The sequence below is a fragment of the Exiguobacterium sp. s138 genome, assembly GCF_018618775.1.
Taxonomy (GTDB): domain Bacteria; phylum Bacillota; class Bacilli; order Exiguobacteriales; family Exiguobacteriaceae; genus Exiguobacterium_A; species Exiguobacterium_A artemiae.
Genome location: NZ_JACSMW010000006.1, coordinates 40,717 through 58,299, shown reverse-complemented (window position 1 = coordinate 58,299; position 17,583 = coordinate 40,717). Strand labels below are relative to the sequence as shown.

Sequence of the window (17,583 nt, the reverse complement as noted above, 5' to 3'; positions counted from 1 at the left end):
AAAGTAAAAGGGAGGAACAGACATGAAATATCGTGTAGGTCAATTGGTTCCAAACGTTGACCCGAGCGTCTATATCGCAGACGGCGCCAAAGTCATCGGAGAGGTCGAAATCGGTAAAGATTCGACTGTGTGGTTCAATACGGTCATCCGGGGAGATGAAGGTCCGATTAAAATTGGCGAGCGTGTCAATATTCAGGACGGGTCCATGATTCATCAGTATGAAGGGTATCCGACCATCATTGAAGATGATGTCACGATCGGACACATGGCAATGATTCACGGGGGAATCATTCGCCAAGGCGCTTTGATCGGGATGTCGGCGACGATTTTGGACGAAGCTGAAATCGGAAGCGGTGCCTTCGTTGCAGCCGGCAGTCTGGTCCCACCTAAAATGGTCGTTCCTCCGAATTCGATGGTCATGGGCGTTCCGGCAAAAATCGTTCGTGAAATCAGTGATCATGACCGGTTCATCATGGAACGGACGATCCGGAAATACGTCAAACGGGGTCAACAATATGCTGCTGACTGCACGCCACTCGAAGAAGATTTGACGACAATGTGAAAACGTTTACAAAGTTCACCTGTTTTTAACAATTTACCTCTCGTTTGTTTACATCTCTCCCTTACACTGTAGAAGTAAGGCAGGAATCACGACGGGGGAGGATTTAAAATGACACCATTATTCGAAGAACGGTTGATGGCTGACTTGTTTTCATCCACAAATAATCCGAGTTACGGTTTGCCGACTTTACCTGTATACGAAACAGATGGGTTGACGAAAGAGTTGCAAGCACGTATTGTTAATGATGCCGAGCAAAAATCCTTGAGTTTAGGAATAATTCAATCAAGAGAGGAAGAACATGTATGATTCAGCAAAATACAGTTCGCGCTTGGCTCGCTAGTCGAATCAAAAAATAATGATCTACTAGGATTACCTATTTTCCAAAACGATATAGCGCGTCAGCGCGCATGATAAAGAGCCGAAGCGGATTCTCGCCTCGGCTCTCTTTTTTTACTTTTTAATGAGTCCTTCTTCAATCAAGAATTCACGTGCCACATCTTCCGGACGTTCTTTTTCGACATCTGCTTTAAAGTTCAATTCCTGCATCTTTTTATCTGTGATCTTATCTTTTAACAGGTTCAGGACTTCTTTTAATTCCGGATGTTCTTCGAGTGTTTCTTGACGAACAAGTGGTACAGCGTAATATGGCGGGAAAAATTCTTTATCATCTTCAAGAACTGTCAGATTAAACTTTTTCAGTAGACCGTCTGTCGAGAAGCTGTCGATGACATTGGTTTTTCCGTTCGTTAAAGCCGTATAACGTAATCCGCCGTCGACCGGCTGGACATCTTTAAACTTCATGTCGGGATATTTTTTCTTTAATCCCAAGTACCCGTCTTCGCGGTTGGCGAATTCAATCGTTGATCCGAGAATCAATCGGTTACTGACTGCTGCCATGTCGGAAACAGTTTTCAAGTCATATTTTTTAATATCTTCTTTTGTCATCGCAAGAGCGTACGTGTTGTTAAAACCGATTGGATCGAGAACATCAACCTGGCTCTTTTCCGGAATCATTTTTCCGACCTTTTTATAAACAGCTTCCGGATCAGTTTCCAGTTTTTGTTTCAGGACATCAATCAATAATGTTCCCGTGTACTCGACATAAGCATCAATTTCGCCTGTTTCAAGTGCTCCATAGGCGACTTTTGTTCCGCCGAGATTGAGTTGACGCTCGACTTCTAAATCTGTTTTGTCTTCAATGAGATCCGCTAACATATTTCCTAAAATCAATTGCTCCGTAAAGTTTTTTGAACCGATGACGATTTTATCCGTTTTTAAGAACGAATAGGCGACCGTTCCGCCAATCAGCAGGAAAACAATCGCTGCAATGGCGATTTTCTTTCCGGCTGACATCGCTTTACGGCGTTTGCGTGCGCGGCTCTTCACCCGGCCGTCTGCAAGCGGAATTCCGTTTGGTGCGACCGAATATTCAATCCGGCTGACAATGAAATCAATGGCTAATGCTAAGATACCGGCAGGAATGGCACCAGCCAGAATTTGATTGTTATCAACGGTTTGAATCCCGGAGAAAACAAGATATCCTAATCCGCCTGCACCGATGAAGGCAGAAATCGTCATCAGACCGACGGCCGTGACGGCAGAAATCCGAATTCCGGCCATCATGATCGGTAACGCCAATGGAATTTGAACTTTACCTAAAATCTGACGATCCGTTAAGCCGATTCCTTTGGCTGCTTCGAGCATATCTCCCGGAATGCTCGATAATCCGGTATACGTATTTTTAACGATTGGAAGCAGTGAATAGAGAACGACCATGATGATGGCCGGTGTCGAACCAATTCCGATGAACGGAATCAGGAATCCAAGCAGGGCAAGACTCGGTACGGCTTGGACGACGCTTGTCAAAGCAAGGACCGGTTTCGCAAAACGTTGATACCGTGTGATGAGAATACCAATCGGAATCCCGAGGACGACGGCAATGACGACGGCCAGCACAGTCAACTGCAAGTGTTCGAGTAACAGGTCAAAAATTTGACCGGTATTGTTTTGAACGTAATTTAAAAATCCATTCATTGAACTTCCTCCTCCTGAATGAACTGCTCACTCAAGACAGAAAGCAAGCTACTTCTTGTAATTAATCCACGTAATTGTCCTGCTTTATTCGTAACAGGCAGATAGCCTGTTTCTTCATGGTTCATGACTTCAAGTACATCAAGCAAGGAGTCCTGCTCATCAACCGCAACCAGTTCCCCTTCCATGACGTCTTCAATCCGAACCCCTTTATCAGGAGCCGTTTGAATATTCTTCAATTTAACGATTCCTTGAAGGATCCGGTCACGGTCCGTGATCAACAGACTGTCGACTTTACGTCCGCGCATGATTTCAATTCCCTGCAACAGCGTTCGTTTTCCGCTAATGGAAACAGGATCTTCAATCATGATGTCCTCTGCTTTGATGAACGCCGGACTGCTCCAGATTTTATTTTTTCCGATAAAGGATTCGACGTACTCGTCTTTCGGATGACGCAGGATTTCTTCCGGTGTATCAAACTGAACGATTTCTCCATCGCGCATGATACAGATCCGATCGGCCAGCTTGATCGCCTCATCCATATCATGTGTGACGAACACAATCGTTTTCTTGACTTCTTCCTGGAGATTAAATAGTTCTTCTTGGAGGTCATTGCGTGTAACGGGGTCAAGCGCACTGAACGGCTCATCCATCAGGATGACGTCCGGGTCATTCATCAAGGCTCGGGCAAACCCGACACGTTGCTGTTGTCCACCACTGAGTTCACTCGGATAACGGTCAATGAATTGTTTGGGATCAAGACCGACCATCTGTAATAATTCTTCTGTTCGAACATCCATCTGATCGTGGTCTTTCCCTTCGAGCCCGGCAATCAATTGAATATTCTCCCGTACAGTCATGTGTGGAAAGAGACCGGTCTGTTGGATGACGTATCCCATATGACGACGCAATTCAATCGTATCCGTCTTCATGATGTCTTTTCCGTTGACTAAAATCGTTCCTGACGAGGGTTCAATCAAACGATTGATCATTTTTAAGGATGTCGTTTTCCCACATCCACTCGGTCCGATGAACACAACCAGCTCGCCCTCTTTGATTTCGAGAGTTAAGCCTTTTAAGACAACGTTGTCTTTAAATTGCTTCCCGACGTTTTTAAATTCAATCATTCGTTTCCACTCCTTTTACTATTTCCATATACCATATGTTCCCTATTCATTTCAGGGCTAAACAATTATTTAAGATTAATCCGTTTAGACTCATAAAAATTCGGGAATTATCTCCCTATTTTTTAGTTTTTTTGCTCAAAAAGGGTAATAGATAAGTAGAGTCAAGTGAGAGGCAGTCATCCTAGAAAAAGGAGGCGACGTACACATGCACGGGAAATGGATTCGGATCATCATGATCATGTTAATATCGCTTTTTCCTTTCTTTAGTTACGGTTTGACGGCAGATGCAGCCAGTTCGACGTTTGTCACAAAAGGATCGACGACGAGTAAAGTCGTCGCACTGACGTTTGATGACGGAGCAGATGGTGGAAACATCACTAAGATTTTGAGTATCTTAAAAGCCAACAATGTCAAAGCAACCTTTTTCTTAACAGGTACCGGTGCCAATAATCATCCACAATTGATTAAAAACATCGCCACTGCAACTCCGACGCATCAGCTTGGAAATCACTCCTATACGCATCCTGATTTTACGAAATTAACCGCCACTCAGATGACGAGTGAACTCTCAAAAACCGAAAACTTAATCAAGTCATTGACCGGACGGACGACTAAACCGATTTTCCGCGCACCATTTGGCGCGAGCAACAGCGCTGTCCTTGCCGCCGTCGGGAATGCCGGATACACGAAAACGATTCAGTGGAACATCGATACAACTGACTGGAAAGGTATCAGTTCAACAGCCATTTTGGCGCGTGTCGTTCCGAACATCGTCCCGGGATCCATCGTTCTGATGCATACGGGGGCTGGTGCACCCGGTACACCGGTTGCACTTCCATCGATGATTTCGCAACTTAAAGCGAAAGGCTATAAATTCGTCACAATCTCCGAATTATTAAAATTGCCTCCAAGCGGCAGTAAAACGTATACGGTTAAATCGGGCGATACCCTTTATAAAATCGCCAACCTCTACAATGTCACCGTCGCTGCTCTCGCTAAAGCCAATAACATCACGAACTACAATCTGATCACTGTCGGACAAGTGCTTGTCATTCCGGGAACGACACCTCCTCCGCCAACAACAGTCACCTATACCGTCAAAGCCGGGGACACGCTCTACTCCATTGCAACGAAGTACGGCGTGACGGTCACCGCGCTTGCCAGTGCCAATAAAATCACGAATGTCAATTTGATTTCCGTCGGGCAAGTCCTTGTCATTCCGAAGTAACACAAAAGCGTCCCGGTCTTTACGACCAGGACGCTTTTGAATGGTTTCAGTTCTTAAGAAGACGGGATATTTTCAAGACCCAGATCACATTGAATTAAATCGGCGTACGTCTGGCGACGGACAACTTCACGCGATTCACCTTGATTAACGAAAACAACAGCCGGTCGTAAAAATTGGTTGTAGTTGCTTGCCATCGAATAGTTATAAGCGCCTGTCCCGAAGACCGCTAACGTATCTCCACTGACGGGTTCTGCTAAATCAGCAGACTCAGCAACCAGATCGCCGGATTCGCACGCTGCACCGACAACTGTCACATGACGTGTTTCTCCTTTGATTCGATTGGCAATCACGGTTTCGTACACCGCTCCGTATAGAGCAGGCCGGATATTATCCGCCATTCCGCCGTCCACCGATAGGTACGTTCGTACACCTTGTACTTCCTTGATAGCACCAACCGTGTACAGCGTCGTTCCGGCATTTGCGACGACCCACCGCCCCGGTTCAATCCCGATTCGCGGACGATCGATCGCAAGACGCGTTGTTTCTTCATCGATGATCGCCATAACCCGCTCCATCGTTTGTTCGAAATCAAGCGGCTGATCATCTTGCGTATAGGCAATTCCAAATCCACCGCCGAGATTGACTTCGCTTGCGACGAAAGAAGTCCGCTCGCGAATCGTTTCGACGAATCCCATCATCGTCCGGGCCGTCCGCTCAAACAGTTCAATTTCTTGAATTTGCGATCCGACATGGCAATGAATACCGAGTAACACCAAATGTTCCGCTGCTAAAACAGCTTCGACGGCTTGCAGGTACGAATCATCATGCGTCGAAAAACCAAACTTCGTATCGACACCACCGGTCTGGATTTTCGTGTGCGCACCACCGATGACTTGCGGAACAATCCGGATCAGAACCTGAACGGTTTGACAGGTATCGCCCGCAATCTGGTTGAGTTGAGCGATTTCCCCGTAATGATCGATGACGATTTTCCCGACACCCTCTTCGACGGCATACCGTAAATCCTGCGTCGATTTATTTGAACCGTGGAAATAAATCCGTTCCGCCGGCACACCGGCTTTACGGGCGATGAACAGTTCGCCGCCTGTGACGACGTCAATGCCAAGACCATGTCGGACAACTTGCTGGTAAACGGCACCGATTGTCAAGGCTTTAGAAGCAAACGAAGCATACGTATTCGGATATTTCTTTAAAAAGGCGTCGCGTACGGTCGCCAGACGGTCCGTCAATTCACGTTCTGCCATGACATAAAGCGGTGTCCCGTATTGTTTGGCAAGCTCTGTTGCTGCCACCCCGTCAATCTGTAGTTCATTGTTTTGTTCCGTCAAATAGCGGCTTCCGTACATCTTGCTTCCCCCTTATAAATAACGATGTGTTAAACGCCACGAACGGGCACACATCTGTTCCGAATTATTGGCTGTCCCGGTCCGGGTGATGTCATCAATTTCGATGCCGTCTCCGTACAGAACAACTTTATCACCGATTTCCACCGTCGAATCGACGGCGATGAACGTATGACTCATAAATAACTTACTGATGATCGGATAACGTTTTCCGTTGATGATGACCGGCAGTGACGACCGTCCGCGGACAACCCCGTCCCCGTAGCCGACCGGCAAAACCGCCACACGAATCGCTGTCGGTGCTGTATACGATGTTCCGTAACCGACGTGTTCCCCTGCTGCCACTTCACGGATTTCAACAACCTCCGTCGTCATCCGGAGTGAGGGGACGAGCCAATCCATTTTTTCGATCGGCGAATATCCAAACAGGAATATACCGGGCCGGACGTAATTGCAACAGGCGAGGCGCGGATCATGCTTGACGATCGTTGCACTGTTTTCGGCATGGATATAAGTAAAGCTATGTTTCGCCTGTAACGGATTTCCGATTTCAAGGAACCGTTCAACCTGACCGTCGTGATCGGCTCCCGGTTCATCGGCAAGCGGGAAATGCGTGTAGAGCCCTGTTAACGTCAGCTCTTGCTCCTGTACGGTTTCAAGCACCGCTAATGCTTCTTCGAGCGAACTGACACCAAAACGGTTCATCCCGACATTTATTTTTAAATGCAGTTCAATTCCCGATAAATCCGCCTGATGACGTGTCAGCCAATCGAGCGAAGGAATTCCGAGCGCTACTCCATGCAAGCGGACCTCTTTAAAATCCGATGCCGGATTCATCGCCAGGACATAACTGTCTGGAAAATTCGTTTTGATTTCAATTGCTTCATAAACTTCCGCCACTGCGAAATGCCGGACACCGGCTTCCATCAATGTGGCGACCATTTCAATCATCCCTAAGTTGTAAGCATTGTTTTTGACCACGGCAAAAATCTGCTTGTTAGACCGGGCGAAAACCGATGCGACATTATGCCGCACCGCTTCCCGATCAATGGTAACGACAGTTCTTGAACTCATTCGGCGACAGCAGGTGTCACATGTGTCAACCAGTCCGCATATTGCGGCAATTGACCTGAGACCGTCTGTCGGTAAAGATCAAGCAACTCATCCGCGACAGTCCGTGTTCCGCCGTTGATGACGATGTGATCAATTTCTCCGACACTTGTAATTTCTGCTGCTGTACCCGTCAAGAAGATTTCGTCTGCGACGTATAACTCATCACGGCCGATATGACGCTCGACGACCGGATACCCTTGATCCTGCGCCAAACGCATGATGACTTGACGTGTGATGCCGTCTAATACCGAGCAGTCGAGTGAAGGTGTATAAATCGTGCCGTTTTTCAACATGAACAGGTTGGCGACACTCGCTTCACTGACGTTTCCGTTCATATCGAGGGCAATCGCCTCGTCGAATCCGTCACGTTGTGCTTCGCCTTTTAAGAGCTGCGAGTTCATGTAGTTGGCGGCAGCTTTTGCCTGCATCGGCATCATTGTCGACGAAACGCGGCGGTAAGAAGCGACTTTCGCGCGGATACCGGCGCCTTTATCGAAGTACTCGCCCAGTTCCCAACAAGAAATTCCGACGTGAACCGTCGTATCTTTTGCCATCAATGCCTGCCACGGTGTACCGAGGAAAACAAACGGGCGGATGTAACAAGATTCAAAGCCGTTTTTGGCGACCAGATCAATTGTCGCTTGGACAAGTTCTTCCACTGTATAAGGAATCGTCACGTGATAGAACGCGCAACTGCGGAACAGACGTTCAATGTGTTCCGTCAATTGGAAAATCGCCGGACCATCCGGTGTCGCATACGCACGGATACCTTCGAAGAATCCGCTTCCGTAATGAATCGCATGGGACATGACGCTCGTATTTGCCTCTTTTGGATCATGAAAAACTCCGTCTAACCAAATTGCTTCTCCATACTGTGTATCCACTGCCATGTGTTTTCCTCCTCTTCGACGTCAATCAGAGTGAACGTAAATCATCCACCAATTGCGTCTTCTCTGCTGTTTTTTCGTCTTTCTGTTTGATAACACGTGCTGGAGTACCAGCAACTACGCTACCGGCAGGAACGTCTTCTGTGACGACACTGCCTGCTGCGACGACGGCATCTTTTCCAACGCGGACACCTTCAAGAATGACGGCATTCGCTCCGATTAAGACACCATCTTCAATGATGACCGGTGTTTTTGAAGGCGGTTCAAGAACCCCTGCGACCACGGCGCCGGCGCCGACATGAACGTTTTTCCCGATTGTGCCACGTGCTCCGACAACGGCGTTCATATCAATCATTGTACCATCTCCGATTGATGCACCGATATTAATGATTGCTCCCATCATGATGACAGCATTGTCACCGATGACGACATGATCACGAATCCATGAACCCGGTTCAATGCGTGCGTTTAAATGGCGCGTATCAAGCATCGGTACGGCACTGTTCCGGCGGTCATACTCGACGTGAACTTCCGTGATCCGGTCTGCATATTCTTCTAAGAAAGTTGACGCAAGTCCTGCATCCGCGAAGAAAATTTTAGATTGATCGGTTCCGAAAGCTGTTGCCCCTTCAATCGTCAGTCCTGCCAGGTCCCCGTTAACGTACAGTTTGACCGGTGTTTGTTTTTTAGCATCTTTAATGAATTTCGCAATTTCAAAAGCATCAGTTAATAACATGTGAATCCTCCTGTGTGTAAAGCGTCTCCAGTGTATAGAGTCCCGCTGATTTTTGGATGAGTGCTTCTGCTGCCTTGATTGCACCTGAAGCAAAGACTTTCTTTGACAACGCCGTATGCTTGATTTCAATCAATTCGTCAACACCGGCGAACAATACTTCATGTTCCCCGAAGATCGTTCCCCCACGCATCGAGTGCATCCCGATTTCATTTGCTTCGCGCTTCTCGCGTGTTGATTCCCGTTCGTAGACGGGTGTGACGTTCCGCAAATCTTGAATCGTCCGCAGTAGCAGCTCCGCCGTTCCGCTTGGTGCATCGACTTTTTGATTATGGTGTTTTTCCAGCAGTTCGATGTCGAATGCGCCGGCGAGCGGAACAAGTGTTTTTAACAGCTGTTGCATCATCGCGATCCCAAACGACATGTTATACGATTGGAAAATCGGAATTTGTGTCGAAGCATCGCGAATCGTCTGCAGTTCTGCTTCCGAGAAACCGGTCGTCGCAATGACGAGCGGGGTTTTCGTTTTGATCCCGTAAGCAAGCAAGTCCGGCAAAAGACTCGGATGCGAAAAATCAATGATCGCATCGACCGACTCCGTCATTTCGGCAAGCGTACCGTAAGACGGGACCTGTTCCGCTGTTTTCGTTTTGTCGATGACGGCGACGACGGCATCCGGTGCCAGTTCATGCACGTAATGTCCGGTCGCTCCGTATCCGTGAATGGCGAGTCTCATCCAACCACTCCTTTGTAACTCCGCATCGTCTCAAGCAGATGGGCATGACCGGCTTCCGACTGGCGAACAAGCGGCAGACGAGGTGCCCCGACAGCAAGGCCGATTTCTTCGAGTGCTGCTTTGACGGGAATCGGATTGACATCGCTAAACAATGCTGAGATAACAGGCATCAAATCACTTTGAATCCGGCGTGCCGTCGTATAGTCATTCGCAAGTAACGCTTCTGCCAAAGCTTGCGTTTCTGCCGGGTATGGATTCGACAAGACGGAAATCACGCCTTGTGCCCCCCATGCCATATAAGGAAGAATTTGATCATCGTTACCGCAGAAGACTGCAAAGCCATCTGGTAAGGCCGTCATCAATTCCCCCATGAAACTGACGTCTCCACTTGCTTCTTTAAACGCTTGGATGTTCGGATGTTTGGCAAGTGTGACGGCTGTTTCGACGGAAATCGCGACCCCTGTCCGTGACGGAACATTGTAGAGCATGATTGGCAAATCGACTGCATCCGCAACCGCCGTGAAGTGGGCGACGAGTCCTGCTTGTGATGTCTTATTGTAGTAAGGTGTGACCAGCATGGCAGCATCAGCACCAAGTCGGGCTGCCGTCTGTGTTTTTTCAATCGTTTGAGCCGTATTGTTCGTTCCGGTCCCGGCAATGACCGGTACACGTCCGGCTGTCACACGGATTGCCGTTTCAAGTAACGTTTCAAACTCTTCATTCGTCAACGTTGACCCTTCTCCGGTCGTTCCCCCGACGACTAACGCTTGAATGTTCGCTGCGAGTTGTTGTTCGATCAGTTGTTCAAATACCGCTAAATCCAGCTCACCGGTTGATGTAAATGGTGTAGCCAGTGCTGTTCCTGCTCCTTTAAACATATCGGATTCCTCCTCGTTTCTTACGAATGGATTGAACTTTCAAGTGCTTGCCGTGCTACCTGGACAGCGTTCGAAGCGGCCCCTTTACGGATATTATCGGCGACACACCAGATGTGGAACGTATTGGCGAGACTTTGATCCTGACGAATTCGTCCGACATAGACGTCGTCTGTTCCGCTTGCATCAAGCGGCATCGGATATTGATTATGACTGACATCATCGACTAAAACGACGCCAGGTGCTTCGGCCAGAGCAACACGAATCGCTTCAACACTTGTTTCCTGCTCAAACGTGACATTGATGGCAACGGAATGTGAATTCGTGACCGGGACACGGACACACGTCGCGCTGACGGGCAACTCCGGCAAACGAAAGATTTTCCGAGTTTCGTCAATCATTTTCTGTTCTTCCTTTGTATAACCGTCCGGTAAGAACACATCGATATGCGGCAAAATATTATCATGAATCGGGTGTGGATAGTTGACCGGTTCTTCGCCGCGACTGCCGCGGGCTAAATCCTCGATTCCCTTTTGACCGGAACCGGATACGGCCTGATACGTCGTATAGTTGACGCGCTTCAAACCAAATGGTTGAAGCGGTGCCAAGGCGACGACCGATTGAATCGTTGAACAGTTCGGATTGGCGATCAAACGATCGTTCCGTCCGATTGCCTGCGAATTTACTTCCGGTACGACAAGCGGAATATCTGCCTGCATCCGGAACGCACTGGAATTATCAACGACGAGTGTTCCTGCTGCAGCAAGCAACGGGGCATACTGTTCACTGATGGTACCGCCAGCTGCGAACAGTGCGACATCAATCCCGTCTTTCGTGATGTTTTCCGATAACGCTTGAATCGTGACGTCCTGTCCTTTGAACTGAACGATTTTCCCGGCTGAACGGGCTGAAGCATAAGCTGAAATCTGACGGACCGGAAAATCGTGTTCCGCCAGGACTTGTAACATTTTTTGACCAACGGCACCGGTTGCGCCAATGACTGCGACATGATACATATGATTTCCTCCTTACAGATCGAATGCTTTTGCGATTGCTGCGACAGTCCGTTCGATATCGGCCTGGGCAATCGTATATGAGATGCTGATTTCTGATGTCGTGACTTGATAAAACGTGATGTTTTCCGCCCGGAACGTCGCAAACAATTTCGAAGCGACCCCGGTTGCGTCCCGCATCCCGATTCCGACGACGGATAACTTGGCATGCTGGTTATGACGGTCGACTTTGACCGTCGGGAAACGATTGATGATATCCTGCAGTGCTTCTTCCAAAAACTCTTCTTCATCCAGCGGACAAGAGAAGGAAAGGAAGATGTCACTGTCAAACGTCGTCTGACTGATCATATCGATGTTGACGTGACGTCCTGATAACAGTTCAAAGATATCCGCGACCGCCGAGTTCGTCTGCGGTACATGCTTGATTGACACCGTCAACACGTTTTTCGTTACACTGACGCTCGTGACCGCTTTTTGTTCCATCGTTTCCGTTGCCTCCATGATCCAAGTCCCTCTTTCCGATTCTAATGTTTTTCCGACGAAGATGTGGACGCCGTATTTTTTACCGAGTTCGACACTGCGCATCTCCATGACTTTTGAACCGAGTGCACTCATTTCCATCATCTCATCGTATGAAATGTGTGGAATCGGTTGTGCCGTTGCATGAATCCGTGGATCAGCTGTGTAAACACCGTCGACGTCCGTGTAAATTTCACATCGTTTATCAAGAACCGCGGCCAATGCGACGGCTGTCGTATCCGATCCGCCGCGACCGAGTGTCGTGACATCCCCGAGCTCATTGACGCCCTGGAAACCGGCGACGATGATGACGTCGTATGTCTCCAGTTTTTTCCGGAGCAATTCGCCGTCAATCTGTTTGATTTTACTTTTCGTGTGCAGTCCCATCGTGCTGATGCCTGCCTGGGCCCCTGTCTGCGACAAGGCTTTTATCCCGAGTGAGTTCAGGGCGATGCTGAGTAATGAAATCGTCTGTTCTTCACCGATTGCAAGCAGCCGGTCCAGTTCGCGTCGTTCCGGACGGTCCGTTATCGCCTGCGCCTGAGCAATCAATGAATCGGTCATTTTCCCCATTGCCGACACGACGACGACTAATTTTTCTCCTTGTTCCGTCCGATTCTTCAAATAATTCGCAATTGACTGAATCTGTTCGACAGTCGCAACCGAACTACCACCAAATTTAAGTACAGTTGTCACAATCCTATCTCCTTTTGTCCCGAAACAGAAAAAAACGACGGGCCGGTAGGAGCGTTCCTACGGCCCGTCGTTATCACGATCGGACAAACGATGACAGCGTCATACGTTCTTTTACGTAAGATAGCGCTCCGAAACGTGGGTTTCGGCAGTACAACGGATCTTAACCGTTGTACCAGCAATCAAGAAAAAGCATTTTCTTGTTCACTTCGGCGGATTTCCCCTTTCACATCACTTGGCATGCTTGCCTTGAATAAGTGTTGCTACTGATGTCATCCGCGCCTCTATCTGTCGGTTGTTAGTTACAGTTATAGCAAACATTTTTTGTTAAATCCAGTGATTTGCCAAACTTTTTTTGAATTTTATCATTTTTCAAGTTGCTTCTTCGCTAATGCGAGTTGATCCCGGACGGCCGTAAAACCGGTCCCGCCGTAACTTCCCCGTCGCGCGACCGCCTGAACCGGATCTAACAACGGATAGACATCTTCTGCAATGACCGGATGGAACGTCTGATACGTGGACAGCGTCAAATCTTTTAAGAAACAGCCGCTTTGGACACAATGTAAGACGGCTTTCCCGACGATTTCATGTGCTTCCCGGAACGGAATCCCTTTTGTGACCAGATAATCCGCCAGTTCCGTTGCATTCGAGAAGTCTTGCATCGTCGCCTTCTTGAGCGCTTCTGTCTTAAACGTAGCCGATTCGATCATGCCTGTAAAAATTTGAACGGATTGTAACACGGTATCAGCGGTGTCAAAGACACCTTCCTTATCTTCCTGCATATCTTTATTGTATGCGAGTGGTAATGCTTTCATCGTCGTCAGGAAACCCATCAGATTTCCGTAGACACGACCTGTTTTGCCGCGGATCAGTTCCGCGAAATCTGGATTTTTTTTCTGCGGCATCATGCTTGATCCCGTCGAAAACGCATCGGACAGCTCAATGAACGAAAATTCTTGCGACGCCCAGATGATGATTTCTTCGCAAAAGCGTGACAGATGCATCATGACCGTCGACGCGATGCCAAGGTATTCAATCACGAAGTCCCGGTCTGAGACCGCGTCCAAACTATTCGGATAGACCTGTTCAAACCCAAGTAACTCGGCTGACTTGAAGCGGTCAATCGGGAAAGTCGTTCCCGCCAGTGCCCCGGCACCGAGCGGCGACATCCGAATCCGTTTCAGGTTATCGGTCAATCGATCGGCATCCCGTTCAAACATCCAAAAATAAGCGAGCAGATGATGCGCGAGTGAGATCGGTTGCGCCCGTTGCAGATGGGTATAACCCGGCATGACCGTCTCCACATGTTGCTCCGCCTGTTCCGTAATGACGGATTGCAGGTTGCGAAGACTCGACAGGAGTTCTAAAACATGCTGTTCCATCCAAAGGTGGAGATCAGTCGCGACCTGGTCATTTCGACTGCGGGCTGTATGCAGTTTACCGGCGACCGGACCAATCTGTTCCGTCAGTAACCGCTCGAGATTCATGTGGATGTCTTCATCCACTGTCGTATAGACGTGTTGCTCGAGTGTCGTTTGCAACTGTTTAAGACCGGCTTCGATTTGTTCCCACTCGGTCTTTTCAAGAATTCCCTGTTCATATAACATCTGCGCGTGCGCAAGACTCCCCTGTAAATCAACGGCTGCTAATTTCTGATCAAACGAAATCGATGCTCCGAAGGCCTCCGCTTGAGCGGAAGCACTTTCCGTAAAACGTCCGCCCCATAGTTTCGTCATTTTTTCACGCCTTCCTGACGATGGACACTGGCATGTGTCGAAATCGCAAGACCGTGTAATTTGATGAATCCTTTCGCTGCTTCGTGATCAAAGGCATCTTCTTTTGTATACGTCGCGAGTTTCTCATCGTAGAGCGAAACTGCTGACTGACGTCCTGTGACGGTTGCGTTCCCTTTATACAGTTTGACACGGACTTCACCGGTCACGTCCTGTTGCGTTGCCGTCAAGAACGCTTTGAGACCTTTTGTCAGCGGGGCATGGAACAATCCGTTGTAAATCGTTTCTGCATATTGTTTGCTGAGAATCGGTTTAAAGTGGGCAACGTCTTTCGTCAATGTGATCGTTTCAAGTGCTGCGTGGGCTTTGAGTAAGACTGTCGCACCCGGGCACTCATACACTTCACGTGACTTGATGCCGACCAAACGGTTTTCGACATGGTCAATCCGTCCAACACCGTGTGCACCGGCAATGATATTCAGTTCTGTAATCAGCTTCGCCAGCGGATACGCTGTCCCGTTGATCGAAACCGGAACACCTGCTTCAAAACCGATGATGACTTCTTCCGCTTGATCCGGTGCGTCTTCCGGTGCGACCGTCAAAGCGTATGCATCTTGCGGCGGCTCTGTCCATGGATTTTCAAGGACACCACATTCGTTACTGCGTCCCCATAAGTTCATGTCGATTGAATACGGGCTGTTGAGATTAATCGGAATCGGAACGTTGTTTTCTTTTGCATAAGCGATTTCTTCTTCACGTGACCATTTCCATTCCCGAACCGGTGCGATGACTTCGAGCGACGGATCAAGAGCAGCAACCGAAACTTCGAACCGGACTTGGTCGTTTCCTTTTCCGGTACATCCGTGGGCGACTGCTGTGGCACCGTGGGCATGTGCCACTTCGACCAGTTTTTCAGCAATCAACGGACGAGATAAAGCGGAAATCAGAGGATAGGCTCCTTCATAATGCGCACCATACTGAAGGGCTGGCAAAACAAAGTCATTTGCGAATTCGTCTTTGACATCAAGAACAATCGATTCGATCGCACCGACGAGTAACGCCTTTTCTTTGATGACCGACAAATCTTTTCCTTCGCCGACATCCATACACAATGCGACGACGTCATAATCCTTGCTCAACCATTTGATGGCGACTGAAGTATCCAGTCCACCCGAATACGCTAAAATCAATTTTTGTTTTGTCATTCTTATTTCCTCCTTGAATTCGACTGTATCTTTCTGTATAAAAATTCACTATGAATTATATATATACATAGACTTTTAAAAAAAGAAACCCTTTTTTCAGGATTTCTCAAAAAATCAGCATTAAATTTTTTTCTCCATCGTCCGGTGCGGGATGCCGGCATCGTCAAATTCATCGGAAACAATCGCATAACCTAGCCCTTGATAAAACGGAATTGCCTGGACCTGGGCACCGAGTGTCAAAATCGTCCGACCTTCACGGCGGGCAATCCGCTCCATCGCCTGCATCAGCTCGCCGCCGTATCCTTTTCCTCTTGTCGCCGCAAGGGTCGCGACGCGTTCGACCTTCATCCGTTGCTCATCGTACGGACGGGTCCGCCCCGTCGCAACCGGATGATTCATCTCATCGAGGACAAGCAAGTGAATCGCTGTTTCATCATGCGTATCATATTCCAAATGGCTCGGAACGCCTTGTTCCTCGACGAAAACCCGTTCCCGGATCATTCGGACCGCTTGTTTTTGTTCGGTTGTTTTTACTTGAATCACTGTCATGTATGTAATTCCTCCTTTAATGCTTCTGCATAAGCTTGTGCCTCTTCATACGTTTGGAATACTGCTTGGGCATTGTTTTCACTTCCGCCGCCCCGTCCATTAAACTGCTTTAAATGGGTTTTGGCAAATTTTCCGAGATGAATGGATCCAGCGCTGCACATGAATAATTTTTTGGCGTTTTCGTTCCAGACGAATCCTGTCCGTCCTGTTTCAGCCAGGGCTTTCAACAGTTTTTCTGAAAAACGGACATCCTCTTGATCATGCCGTACGGTGAGAACCGGTTCATCCGTTGCGAGCAACTGTTTTAAGACCGTTTTGACATGCAGATCTTCTGCCTGTCCGATTTGACGGTTCAGACGGACTTGCTCCTGTTTCAGGTCTTCCACAACAAGATGGACCTGATTTTTTTTAGCTGATACTGCACGTGCAGTTTCTGTCAGGACACGCCGTTCGGTCGTCAGTAATCGAAACGCTCGGTCTTTTGCAACGTACGCTAAACGAATATTCCCGCGAACCTTTTCAAGTCCCGTGAATAAAATCAGTTCCAGTTCCGACGTCGAGGCGAGATGCGTTCCTCCACAGGCACTGTAATCCAGTTCACCGATTTGAACGACCCGGATTTTTCCTGTGACTTGTGGTGTTTTTCGTAACGGTAACTGCAATGCTTCTTCTTCTGTATATTCCGTTGCCGTAATCAAGAGGTTCGCTTGAATCACCGTCCGTAAACGTTCCTCCAAACGACTTTGAAGCGTCTCATCCCAGTCACCGAGATCGAGATCAAGCGTCGATTCTTCTGTGCCGGTTCGGAAACTGACTGTCTTGATTTGAAATTCGTCTTGAAGAATGGCAGAAATAACGTGTTGTGCTGTATGTTGCGCCGCATGATCCGTTCGAATGACATCATCGACCTCACCTTGCACTTCGTTTTCAAGAAGCGGACTGTCGAGCAGGTGCCAGACATCCCCTTCTTGAAGCTGGACATCGAGGACGGAAACCCCGTTGAGTGTTCCCCGATCGGCAGGCTGCCCCCCGCTCTCCGGATGAAAGTAACTTTGTTCTAATCTTACCCAGTAGCCTTGTTCTTCCTTCGTACCTGTCACGATTGATTCGAAGGTCCGGACGTCCGGATAAATTTGCTCTGAACGCATCTTCATTCCACCTTTTCAGCACTGAATTTGCTTCTATTATGACACAAATCACTTACAATCGTTTGTC

17 protein-coding genes and 1 riboswitch are annotated in these 17,583 nt (G+C 48.2%); of the genes, 3 read left to right on the top strand and 14 right to left on the bottom strand.

Annotation, left to right across the window (positions count from 1 at the left end):
• The first annotated feature begins 22 nt into the window (after window positions 1-22).
• Together KNP91_RS12450 and KNP91_RS12445 are read left to right on the top strand one after the other, a co-directional pair.
• Entirely contained in the window at window positions 23-562 is a 540-nt protein-coding gene (locus tag KNP91_RS12450) for a gamma carbonic anhydrase family protein (RefSeq protein WP_214766605.1), read from the top strand.
• A 108-nt stretch (window positions 563-670) separates the two neighbouring features.
• Window positions 671-868: a hypothetical protein gene (locus KNP91_RS12445; protein WP_012369402.1), complete on the top strand. Its 198-nt coding sequence runs from the start codon at window positions 671-673 to the stop codon at window positions 866-868.
• Window positions 869-1,012: 144 nt separating this feature from the next.
• Here the strand turns inward: KNP91_RS12445 and KNP91_RS12440 are convergent, their stop codons facing one another.
• Window positions 1,013-2,596: an ABC transporter permease/substrate-binding protein gene (locus KNP91_RS12440; protein WP_214766603.1), complete on the bottom strand. Its 1,584-nt coding sequence runs from the start codon at window positions 2,594-2,596 to the stop codon at window positions 1,013-1,015.
• Window positions 2,593-3,720 carry an ABC transporter ATP-binding protein gene (locus KNP91_RS12435; protein WP_214766601.1) on the bottom strand — a complete coding sequence of 376 codons (1,128 nt, stop codon included), beginning with the start codon at window positions 3,718-3,720 and terminating at the stop codon, window positions 2,593-2,595. The genes KNP91_RS12440 and KNP91_RS12435 overlap by 4 nt, the downstream gene beginning before the upstream one ends.
• Window positions 3,721-3,925: 205 nt before the next feature.
• On the opposite strand from KNP91_RS12435, the gene KNP91_RS12430 reads away from it, so the two are divergent.
• The gene (locus KNP91_RS12430) at window positions 3,926-4,948 is read left to right on the top strand and encodes a LysM peptidoglycan-binding domain-containing protein (protein ID WP_012369399.1); all 1,023 of its coding nucleotides are present in this window, start codon (window positions 3,926-3,928) and stop codon (window positions 4,946-4,948) included.
• 53 nt (window positions 4,949-5,001) lie between these two features.
• Here KNP91_RS12430 and lysA read toward each other — a convergent pair whose 3' ends face one another.
• The 12 genes from lysA to KNP91_RS12370 all read right to left on the bottom strand — a co-directional run bounded on the left by lysA (window position 5,002) and on the right by KNP91_RS12370 (window position 17,516).
• A complete protein-coding gene (lysA, locus tag KNP91_RS12425; RefSeq protein ID WP_214766599.1) occupies window positions 5,002-6,315 on the bottom strand; it encodes a diaminopimelate decarboxylase in 1,314 nt (437 codons plus the stop codon).
• Between the two features lie 12 nt (window positions 6,316-6,327).
• Window positions 6,328-7,386 carry an alanine racemase gene (gene alr, locus KNP91_RS12420; RefSeq protein ID WP_214850299.1) on the bottom strand — a complete coding sequence of 353 codons (1,059 nt, stop codon included), beginning with the start codon at window positions 7,384-7,386 and terminating at the stop codon, window positions 6,328-6,330.
• Window positions 7,383-8,315 (bottom strand): branched-chain amino acid transaminase, encoded by a 933-nt coding sequence (locus KNP91_RS12415; RefSeq protein WP_012369396.1) that lies wholly within the window; start codon window positions 8,313-8,315, stop codon window positions 7,383-7,385. Before KNP91_RS12415 ends, alr begins: the two co-directional genes overlap by 4 nt.
• A gap of 25 nt (window positions 8,316-8,340) precedes the next feature.
• Window positions 8,341-9,048: a 2,3,4,5-tetrahydropyridine-2,6-dicarboxylate N-acetyltransferase gene (gene dapD / locus KNP91_RS12410; protein WP_214850298.1), complete on the bottom strand. Its 708-nt coding sequence runs from the start codon at window positions 9,046-9,048 to the stop codon at window positions 8,341-8,343.
• Window positions 9,035-9,781: a 4-hydroxy-tetrahydrodipicolinate reductase gene (dapB, locus tag KNP91_RS12405; RefSeq protein ID WP_214850297.1), complete on the bottom strand. Its 747-nt coding sequence runs from the start codon at window positions 9,779-9,781 to the stop codon at window positions 9,035-9,037. Before dapB ends, dapD begins: the two co-directional genes overlap by 14 nt.
• Complete coding sequence (gene dapA / locus KNP91_RS12400) at window positions 9,778-10,659, bottom strand: 4-hydroxy-tetrahydrodipicolinate synthase (RefSeq protein WP_012369393.1); 882 nt, start codon at window positions 10,657-10,659, stop codon at window positions 9,778-9,780. Before dapA ends, dapB begins: the two co-directional genes overlap by 4 nt.
• Before the next feature lie 20 nt (window positions 10,660-10,679).
• Entirely contained in the window at window positions 10,680-11,672 is a 993-nt protein-coding gene (locus tag KNP91_RS12395; protein WP_214850296.1) for an aspartate-semialdehyde dehydrogenase, read from the bottom strand.
• A gap of 12 nt (window positions 11,673-11,684) precedes the next feature.
• Entirely contained in the window at window positions 11,685-12,884 is a 1,200-nt protein-coding gene (locus KNP91_RS12390; RefSeq protein ID WP_012369391.1) for an aspartate kinase, read from the bottom strand.
• Window positions 12,885-12,997: 113 nt separating this feature from the next.
• A riboswitch (Lysine riboswitch) is annotated at window positions 12,998-13,176 on the bottom strand.
• A 70-nt stretch (window positions 13,177-13,246) separates the two neighbouring features.
• Complete coding sequence (argH, locus tag KNP91_RS12385; protein WP_214850295.1) at window positions 13,247-14,617, bottom strand: argininosuccinate lyase; 1,371 nt, start codon at window positions 14,615-14,617, stop codon at window positions 13,247-13,249.
• On the bottom strand, window positions 14,614-15,819 hold the full coding sequence (locus tag KNP91_RS12380) for an argininosuccinate synthase (RefSeq protein ID WP_214850294.1): 1,206 nt from the start codon (window positions 15,817-15,819) through the stop codon (window positions 14,614-14,616). The genes argH and KNP91_RS12380 overlap by 4 nt, the downstream gene beginning before the upstream one ends.
• A gap of 120 nt (window positions 15,820-15,939) precedes the next feature.
• Complete coding sequence (locus tag KNP91_RS12375; RefSeq protein ID WP_214766583.1) at window positions 15,940-16,368, bottom strand: GNAT family N-acetyltransferase; 429 nt, start codon at window positions 16,366-16,368, stop codon at window positions 15,940-15,942.
• Window positions 16,365-17,516 (bottom strand): alanyl-tRNA editing protein, encoded by a 1,152-nt coding sequence (locus KNP91_RS12370; RefSeq protein WP_214850291.1) that lies wholly within the window; start codon window positions 17,514-17,516, stop codon window positions 16,365-16,367. The genes KNP91_RS12375 and KNP91_RS12370 overlap by 4 nt, the downstream gene beginning before the upstream one ends.
• Window positions 17,517-17,583 lie beyond the last annotated feature (67 nt).